Source organism: Haladaptatus sp. (assembly GCF_049589095.1).
GTDB lineage: Archaea > Halobacteriota > Halobacteria > Halobacteriales > Haladaptataceae > Haladaptatus.
This window is the reverse complement of the sequence record NZ_JBAWAC010000221.1, coordinates 1-8,557: the sequence shown is the minus strand read 5'-3', so window position 1 is coordinate 8,557 and position 8,557 is coordinate 1. Positions and strand designations below refer to the sequence as shown.

Genomic DNA, 8,557 nt, shown 5'->3' with positions numbered 1-8,557 from the left:
CCGGACTGGAACGGGTCGTGGCGCACGTCGCCCAGCAGCGCACCCGCGTGGGCACCCGTCGCGTCCTCGAAGGGAACGGTATCGACGTCGGAGTTGTCCACCAACAGGTTCGGGATCACGGCGTTCGTCCCGCGTGAACTGTAGTGAAACAGAAGGTACGTAACGCCAACCGCGATAACACCCAGTAAGAACTCTTTGGCGATGAAGAAGGCGTATCCGGCGACGAGTGCGATGATCGCCCACATCAGGAACGTTCGCATCCGATCACGCTTCATCGCCTCGTCCCTGTGAGCTTGGATTATCTGTTTACCCTTTCCGGCGGGAACGGTCCGAATCTTCGGCTCGTTTCCATCGTCGGGGTTGTGATAGACGAGGACGTCCTGCAACTCCTCCTTGGGGAGGAGTTGACTCATCGACTTCGCCAACATCGATTTCCCGGTCCCCGGCGACCCGATCATCATGACGTGACGACGTTGTGTCGCCGCGTTCACCACGGTTTCACGGGCGGACTCCTGCCCGATGACTTGATCGACCAGTCGGTCCGGAATGGGAATCTCATCGGTCGTCTCGACGTCCAAACCGCCGAGGAGATCGTCGTCCGTTTCGGGGTCGAAATCGTCGGCGACCAGCGATTCATCGACGTTCGTTCCGAGAGCGCCTTCCTCAGACGGGACGGAATCGACGGTGGAATCCTCGGGGGCAACTTCCCCGTCGGAAACCGAGCGCGAATCCCGCCGCTCGTCGGAAGTACCGTCAGAAGCGTCTATATCCGCCTCTGACTGGGAGGGACTGTCAGTGCGTTTTCCATTGCCCATTGACTATTCTTGCCGATAGTAAGCGTAACCCTGCCCGATATACTTTTTGAATCGTTCAACCTCCGTTAGACTATTTGACGACAATGGACCGGCGTTTCGAGGCCGAAACGCGTGTCTCGTACCCTTTCACTCCGATTCGACGCGTGGGTCGAGTCCCACATAGGCGAGGTCCTGGAAGAGGTTGCCCAGAATTCCGACGAACGCGATGACCATCGCCACTCCGAGAATGAGCGGTAGATCGCGCTGCTGAATCGCGCCGAGACCGAGGCTACCGATTCCCCCGACACCGGTGACGGATTCGAGGACGAAGACGTTCACCACGAGCGTTCCGATGAGGTCGGCGAAGAACAACGAGAGCAGTGGAATCGCGGCGTTGCGAAGGATGTGCCGGGCGACACGCCGATTCGATGCGCCCTTCGCGCGAAGCAACTTGACGAACTCGCGGTAGACGTACTCGCGTGATTCGGCTCGTGCGTACCGCAACTGTCCCGCGAGCAGCGAAATCCCCAGCACGCTCGACAACAGTACCGTCTGGACGTGTGGTGTGAACTGATGGAGCGTCTCGGTGAGCCCCAAGATGCCCGGACCGGCCACGACGACGATCCAGTAGCTCGGAACCCCCAGCCCGAGGTACGACCCGCCGGTCACTATCCGTTCGACTATCGACCCCGGATGCAGCGCGGCGAAACACTCGGACTGGTCGGCGAATCCGACTGTGGGAAATCGACCGTGGCTCGAAACGTCGTCTCGCTCGAAACGCCTACTGACGGGGAAATCTTGTTTCGGGACCGCTCGCTCGGGTCGCTGTCGAAGGACGAGCGAAAGCGGTACCGACGGCAGGTCCAGATGGTGTTTCAGAACCCGTCGTCCAGTTTCGATCCGCGGATGACCATCGGCGAATCCATCGCGGAGCCGATGCTGACACACGGGTTGACGGACAGCGAGCGGCTGACGAAACGGATCGAGACGTTGCTCTCGCTCGTCGGACTCTCGGAGGGAAAGCGCGAGCAGTACCCGCACGAACTCTCGGACGGGGAGAAACAGCGTGCAGCGTTGGCGCGGGCGCTGTCGTTGGACCCGGAACTGTTGGTGTTGGACGAACCCGTGAGCGCCCTCGACGTGTCGGTGCAGGCCGAAATTCTGGCGCTCATCGAACGCCTCCAGGAGGCGTTCGATCTCTCCATCCTGCTCATCAGCCACGACATGAGCGTCGTTCACCAGCTCTGTGACCGCGTCGTCGTCATGTACGTCGGCGAAGCCGTCGAACACGGACGGACGAGCGACCTGTTCGAGGATCCGAAACATCCGTACACGAAGGCGCTGCTCGATACGGTTCCACGGCCGGACCCGCACGACCGGAACGAGATGGTGGAGCTGACCGGTGACGTCCCCGACCCGTCGTCGCCGCCGTCCGGGTGCCGGTTCCACACCCGCTGTCCGAAAATCATCCCACCCGAGGACTACTCGCTCGCCCAGCCGACGTGGACCGGGATTTTCGCCCTGCGTATCGCGCTCCGGGACGGGGAATTCGGTCTCGAATCCACCCGCGAACGGCTCGCCGACGAGCGGGGGGACGGTTCGGTCCCGGAAGCGGCCCTCCGGGAGGCGGTTCGGCGCGAGTACGGGATACCAACGACGGTCGATCACGAACGCGTCGAGGGGACGGTTTCGAGCGTGATCGCGCGCGATCGACGGGGACGAGGACGCCGCCGCGGAAACCCTCGGCGAGGCGTTTCCCACGGTGTGCGAGACCGAGCATCCGGATCAGCGAACGGTCGACGGTCGAGCCGTCGCGTGCCATCTGTACGACGGGGAGGGGGAGGCGGATGGGGATACATCCGCCGACACGAGCGAGGGGTCGTGCGTCGCCGACGGGCCAAACGCGGACCGGTAGCGGGACGATTCAAGCGAGTTTGCCAGTCGCTCGTCCCATCACGCAATCAGCTACTTTGATGTCGGTTCGCCCTCTCGAATCGGGCAGAGAATGCCTATCGAGTTGAACGGGTCGCACACGACCGCCCGCGTGATGGTCGAGGACGAGGCGCTGGTCGAATCCGGCTGTCTCCAACAGATTCAGGAGCTCATCGACCACCCCGCGTTCACCGAACCGGTGCGGATCATGCCGGACACCCACTGGGGCGCTGGCGCGCCGATCGGCTTCACGATGCCGCTCCCCGACCGCGTCGTCCCGAACATCGTCGGCGTGGACGTCGGCTGTGGCATGTGCGCGACGAACCTCGGTTCCGACCTCCCGCTCGCGGACGCCGAGCGCGAGCGTCGCGTCCGCGACGCCGTGCCGATGGGACGCGACGTCCACGAGTACGACGACGCGCCGCACCTCGTGAACGAGTTCCCGTTCGAGCGGGCTAATGAAGTTTTCGACCGCTTCGACGCCGCCTACCGCGAGCGATTCGGTCGCCCCATCGACCCCCTCGCCTTCGACTTCGACGGCTACGGCGAGGCGTACTTCAAATCCCTCTGCGAGCGCGTGCTGGCGGACCAGCGACAGGGAATGGGCTACGTAATCAAGAGCGCGGGGACGCTCGGCGGCGGCAACCACTTCGTCGAGTTCGCGCAGGGTCGGGAGTCGGGTGACTTCTGGCTCGTCGTCCACAGCGGGTCGCGCTACCTCGGCAAGGCCGTCGCCGAGTACTGGCAGGGCCTGGCCTCGGACTACCGCTCGGCCGACGGGATCCGGAACGCGATTCCGGACGGGTACGGAAAATTCCTCAAGTTCGACCCCGAAACCGTCGGGGACGGCGAACTGTTCACGTGGGTCACCGGCGGCATGGGTGAATCACACATCCGCGCCGAGCGAGTCCGGGAGGCCTTCGACGGGAGCGACATCGAGGACGCGTTCGACGCGCTTTCTGGGTCGAACCTGCGCCCTAGCGAGGAGCGAAGCGACGACCTCGATTGGCTCGACGGCCGGGAGGCACACGGCTACTACGTCGATATGCTGTTCGCCCAGCAGTACGCCCGCTGGAACCGCGAGTTGATGAGCGACGCCATCTGTGAGGCGCTCGAAATTCGGCCGACCGACCGCTTCCAGTCCACGCACAACTACATCGACTTCCGCGACATGACCATCCGCAAGGGTGCCACGCCCGCCCGCGATGGCCAGCGACTCGTCGTCCCGTTCAATATGGCGGACGGGTCGATCATCGCCCGCGGCAAGGGCAACGAGGAGTACCACTCCACGGCCCCGCACGGCGCGGGCCGGACCATGAGTCGTGGCGACGCCTTCGACACGATTTCGATGGACGAGTTCGGCGAGTCCATGGACGGCATCTACTCCGAATCGGTCGTCGAGTCGGTGCTGGACGAAGCGCCGATGGCCTACAAACCGGCCGACGCGATTCGGGAGGCCATCGAACCGACTGCGGAGGTAGTTGAGTGGTTGAATGTCGTGCACAACCTGAAAGCAAAGTGACGACGTTCGGGGAAAGGCCTTTGATTCCCGTTTCGTTGTCGTGGATACTGAACAGTACTATTTCATCCTGTATTCCACTGAATAATATTACTCGTTGAATGGGTATCTCGGATCTTGATTTCGAACGCTTTCGGTCGTTTGCAACGACATGACTTTGGTAGTTTTGCGATTTCAGTGATTAGGAAGCAGACCGCTTCGAAAGCCCCCGCCCGCTCGCGGCCGCTCAGCGACATCTCGATTCGTCGCTAGCGCTCCTCATCGAGAGGAGTCACTGAGACGACCACGCGTTGCGCGAGCGGGCGGCCCCTTTCAGTCCACCCAGATCCCGCCGCCGCACCGCAACCACACTGCACCACCCCCTCACCAGCCGATTCCTTCGCTCCCGCTGGTCGCTCACTCATCCCTCGCACGCGTTTCTCGCGCGCGCCAATCGGTTGGACGAGAGTGAGCGATACCGGCTAACCACACGGCGCGCGAAGTCCTCGTGAACTGGGCGGGACCAACGGTTCCGCTGGAAGCCGGTGCTTTGCACCGGCGACGACGAAGGAGTGAGCGAGTGGCTCGTCAGAGCGAAGCTCTGACGGTGGCGCACGTGAGTGCGCCCGTGCGAGGGATGACGACCGAGGAGCGTCAGCGACGAGTGGAGGAATCAGTTGGGGAGGAATGTGGCGCAGTGCGGTGTTGTCGTTTGGGTGGGTTGAAAGGAGCCGGGCGTTCGCGCTTGATTTAGTCGTCTGCGTGAAGCCACTATCCGCGCGAACGGTGCGGAGAGCGCGGATATCTCACGCAGCGACCGCGAACGGACGGGGGCTTTCTGAGTCGTGTTCTCAGTAGCTGCTACAACCGAATCAACTCAAAACCCGTTTCGTAGCGAACGGACGGAGGCTTTCCTACTCCTCTCCTTCCGGCGCGTACGTATCGCCCGTAATAAAAACAGGCAACTCCGTGTCGCGGGTTTCGCGGTCGATACTGTCCAGCCAGTTTCGTACCTTGTCGTGGAGGTCCCGCTTCGTCCGGAAACTGTCGTACTGCACGTCGTAGCCGTACGGCAGTTCGTCGACGGTCGCGCTGGCGAACGACTCGTCCAGATACAGGCCGATCCGCTGGCCGGGCTTGTGCGTCGTCGCTGGGTTCCCGCGTCGCATATGAAACTCCCCCAGAATCCCGCCGGTTTCGGTGCCGACGCCGGTCGTGAGCCCACCCTGCGTGAACAGGAAGAGCACGGCGTCGCTGTGGGCCGCGAACGCGACCGACTGGGCGAGCGGGTCCATTCCCTCGGTGTTTGAATCCGCTTCGGCGGCCTGTTCGTGGGTCGGGATGTCGATGTCGGTGGCGATGAACGCCCGGCAGTTATGACGCTGGCGGAGTTCCTCACAGAAATCCCTGAGTGCGAGTTCCATGTCCCCGCGACCGTCGGTCGTGACGTGGCGCTCGGGGTCGAACAGCGGGTCGGCCTGGAACGGCGTGCGGAGTTCGTCGCCGTCGTCGTAGGCGTACGCCGCACTGAACGCGGTGTACGGTCCCATCACGTAGACGGTGAAGTCGTTGTGACTGCCGAAATCCGGCGGCGTCGGTGCCTGTTCCGACAGAATATCCGCGATAGGCCGACCGTCGTACCGGAAGTTCGTCTCCCCGTCGAACATTTATTCTGGGTTTCGAGACGGCGATCAAATAGCTATCGACAGCCCAACCGACGGCGAGAATGGTACTGCAGAAACAAAGAAAAATTTCTCTCTAATCGGTAGGCTGATGTAGTTGGCCGTCGTACACGTACCCATCATGGCCGCCGAATCGACGCCGACCCCGGACGACGAGCGGAACGTCGAGGAGTACGTGGACCAACGGCTGTTCGACGACAGCCTTGGAACGCTCGCGGATCACGTCGCGCGGAAGGCCGCCCTCGGCGATACGCGGCGGTATTCGATCCTGTTTCTCCTCTACGAACGCGAGGAAGTCTCGCGGAAAACGCTCGCTGAAGCCATCGACGACGGGAGCTTCGACCTCACTCACCACGTCGGGGAGTTGATCTCCACGGGTCTCGTCGCCCGAACCGGCGCGCCGGAGGGTGCCGACGGCCGCCAAACGTTCTACAAAATCACGCACCTCGGACGCCAAGAGATCGAAGCGGATTACGAGAACGTCACTGGCCACGCGCCGTAGGAACCCGGATGTTGAATTCTTGCAGTTCGCTATTTCGCTATTTCGCTATTCGACCGGCTCGAACATCGGCGCGGGCATCCCGTCGAGTTCGACGGTGTCGGTACATTCGACGGTCGTTCCGATGTTGACCTCTTCGTCTCCACCGATTCGACCGAGGATCTTCGTGTCGCCGAGGTCCACGACGGCGACCTGATACGGCCCCTCGAACCCGACCGGCGGGACGGTTATCGTCGTCTCGCTGTGGACGACGCCGACGTTCGGCAGGGTGTGGGTGTCGAGGTTTCGGTCGCCGCACTCCACGCAGGCCCGCTTCGGCGTGGCCGTGACGGTCCCGCAGGACTCACATTCGAGTCCCACGAGGTCCCCGGCCTTGAGGTAGGCCCGCCAGTCGGCGTACGTCAGTGCTGGAACGTTGTCGCCATCTTCCGAACTCATGCTCGCGCCTCCAGTACGGTGACGACGGTGGTCGCGGCGTCGCCGCCGAGGTTGTGTGCCACTGCCGTTTTCGCACCCTCTACTTGCCGGTCGTCCGCGTCGCCGCGGAGTTGTTCGGTCAACTCCACGAGTTGGGCCGTTCCGGTCGCGCCGATGGGGTGGCCTTTCGCCTTCAGACCGCCGCTCGGGTTGACGGGCATCTCGCCGTCGATGTAGGTGCGGCCCTCCGCCGCCGCCTGTCCGCCGGTTCCGTCCTCGAAGAGGCCGAGCGCCTCGGTTGCGAGGACTTCCGCGCCGGTAAAGCAGTCGTGAACTTCGGCCACGTCGATGTCGTCCGGGGTGATTTCCGCCTGGCCGTAGGCCTCGTCGGCGGCGTCGCGGGCGGCTTGAGTGGCCGAGAGCGAGACCTTGTCCGCCAGCGGCACGGCGTCGGTTCGGTGGCCGACGCCGGTTACCGAAACCGGTTCTCCGGCGAAACTCTCGGCGAGGTCGTCGGAAACGACGAGGACCGCCGAAGCGCCGTCCGAGAACGGACAGCAGTCCATCAGGTGGAACGGATCCGCGACGATGGGACTCTCCAGTACCGACTCGACGTCCGTGTCGCGGCCGAAGTGTGCCTTCGGGTTGAACTGGCCGTGATAGTGGTTTTTCACGGCTACTTCCGCCAACTGCGATTCGGTCGTCCCGTACTCGTGCATGTGCCGCTTCGTGAGCAGGGCGAACACGCCGGGGAACGTCAGTCCGGTCGGTTGCTCGTACTGGCGGTGTGAGGCTCCCGCGAAGATCGCGGTCATCTCGCCGGTTCCGAGTCCGGTCTCCGGCGTACAGCGCTCGACGCCGCCGACGAGGGCGACGTCGTGAACGCCGTTTTCGACCGCCTGTACCGCGTGTTTGAACGCGTTCGATGAGGTCTCACAGGCGTCCTCGAATCGCTGACAGGGTATTCCCTGAATCCCGATGTGGGTCGCCAGTTTCGGCGCGAGATGGGTGTCGGATTCGGTCTGTCCACCCAGCGCGTTGCCGAGATAGAACGCGTCGATCTCATCGCCAGCGATACCCGCGTCGTCCATCGACGCGAACGCGGCGTCGGCAAACAGTTCCTCCAGCGGTCGGTCGTGCGGGCCGAATCGGGTCATCCCGCCACCGACGATGGCAGCTCGTGTCACTACCCTCATTTTTTCGGGAGCAATAAATAATCCTCCGCTGAACGGCGTCGGCGCTGACAACTCGTCACCCTGAATCGTCGTCACGCTGTAGCCGCCGAATGGTTCCGCGCTAGCCATCCGATTTTCCCACGAGCACCGTTCCAACCATCCCACCATAACCGTCCTCTTTCCCGCATCGGTCGCTCAACTGTCCCGGGCCAGCCGCGCTATCGTCTCGTCGGAAACGCCAGCCTCGCGGAGGACGCTCGCCGTGTGCTCGCCGTGGTCCGGCAGTCGGGTTGGAACGGCCGAACCGTCCGCACCATGTATCGGGAATCCGATTCGCGGCGGGGAACCGTCCGACTCGACGACCATTCCGCGCGCCGTCGTCTGCTCGTGGTCGAACGCCTCCGTGACAGTGTAAACCCCGCCGACGGCCGTATCCACGCCGTCGAACTCGTCGAGCCACTCGTCCATCGTCCGCGTTTCGAAGACGGCTTGGAGGGTATCCCGAACGGCTTCGCGGATCGCCGGGTCGTCGCTCAGGTGTTTTTCGACCAATTCGGGAC

Annotated in this window: 9 protein-coding genes; 3 read left to right on the top strand and 6 right to left on the bottom strand. The window is 63.2% G+C overall.

The window, feature by feature from the left end:
* Together WBV42_RS07235 and WBV42_RS07230 are read right to left on the bottom strand one after the other, a co-directional pair.
* A partial coding sequence (locus tag WBV42_RS07235; RefSeq protein ID WP_423985430.1) for an ATP-binding protein occupies positions 1 to 815 on the bottom strand: 815 nt, incomplete at its 3' end.
* 126 nt (positions 816 to 941) lie between these two features.
* Positions 942 to 1,463, bottom strand: a complete 522-nt coding sequence (locus WBV42_RS07230) for an ABC transporter permease subunit (protein WP_423985429.1) — start codon at positions 1,461 to 1,463, stop codon at positions 942 to 944.
* Positions 1,464 to 1,487: 24 nt separating this feature from the next.
* On the opposite strand from WBV42_RS07230, the gene WBV42_RS07225 reads away from it, so the two are divergent.
* Together WBV42_RS07225 and WBV42_RS07220 are read left to right on the top strand one after the other, a co-directional pair.
* The gene (locus tag WBV42_RS07225; RefSeq protein WP_423985428.1) at positions 1,488 to 2,768 is read left to right on the top strand and encodes an oligopeptide/dipeptide ABC transporter ATP-binding protein; all 1,281 of its coding nucleotides are present in this window, start codon (positions 1,488 to 1,490) and stop codon (positions 2,766 to 2,768) included.
* A 31-nt stretch (positions 2,769 to 2,799) separates the two neighbouring features.
* Entirely contained in the window at positions 2,800 to 4,248 is a 1,449-nt protein-coding gene (locus WBV42_RS07220; RefSeq protein ID WP_423985427.1) for an RtcB family protein, read from the top strand.
* 890 nt (positions 4,249 to 5,138) lie between these two features.
* On the opposite strand, the gene WBV42_RS07215 is transcribed toward WBV42_RS07220, so the two are convergent.
* Complete coding sequence (locus tag WBV42_RS07215) at positions 5,139 to 5,891, bottom strand: DUF7509 family protein (protein ID WP_423985426.1); 753 nt, start codon at positions 5,889 to 5,891, stop codon at positions 5,139 to 5,141.
* Between the two features lie 112 nt (positions 5,892 to 6,003).
* Here WBV42_RS07215 and WBV42_RS07210 point away from each other — a divergent pair, with 112 nt between their 5' ends.
* Positions 6,004 to 6,408, top strand: coding sequence for a hypothetical protein (locus WBV42_RS07210; protein ID WP_150123030.1), 405 nt, complete (start codon positions 6,004 to 6,006; stop codon positions 6,406 to 6,408).
* A gap of 45 nt (positions 6,409 to 6,453) precedes the next feature.
* Here WBV42_RS07210 and WBV42_RS07205 read toward each other — a convergent pair whose 3' ends face one another.
* The 3 genes from WBV42_RS07205 to WBV42_RS07195 all read right to left on the bottom strand — a co-directional run.
* Complete coding sequence (locus WBV42_RS07205) at positions 6,454 to 6,843, bottom strand: Zn-ribbon domain-containing OB-fold protein (RefSeq protein WP_423985425.1); 390 nt, start codon at positions 6,841 to 6,843, stop codon at positions 6,454 to 6,456.
* Positions 6,840 to 8,009 carry a thiolase domain-containing protein gene (locus tag WBV42_RS07200; protein ID WP_423985424.1) on the bottom strand — a complete coding sequence of 390 codons (1,170 nt, stop codon included), beginning with the start codon at positions 8,007 to 8,009 and terminating at the stop codon, positions 6,840 to 6,842. Before WBV42_RS07200 ends, WBV42_RS07205 begins: the two co-directional genes overlap by 4 nt.
* 183 nt (positions 8,010 to 8,192) lie before the next feature.
* Positions 8,193 to 8,557, bottom strand: a 365-nt coding sequence (locus tag WBV42_RS07195) for a CoA transferase (protein ID WP_423985423.1), incomplete at its 5' end; no start/stop codon positions are given.

Bases quoted from the DNA above. Each gene is read 5' to 3' on its own strand.
- WBV42_RS07225 (WP_423985428.1), top strand. From the start codon at position 1,488: ATGCAGCGCGGCGAAACACTCGGACTGGTCGGCGAATCCGACTGTGGG.
- WBV42_RS07220 (WP_423985427.1), top strand. From the start codon at position 2,800: ATGCCTATCGAGTTGAACGGGTCGCACACGACCGCCCGCGTGATGGTC.
- WBV42_RS07215 (WP_423985426.1), bottom strand. From the start codon at position 5,891: ATGTTCGACGGGGAGACGAACTTCCGGTACGACGGTCGGCCTATCGCG.
- WBV42_RS07205 (WP_423985425.1), bottom strand. From the start codon at position 6,843: ATGAGTTCGGAAGATGGCGACAACGTTCCAGCACTGACGTACGCCGAC.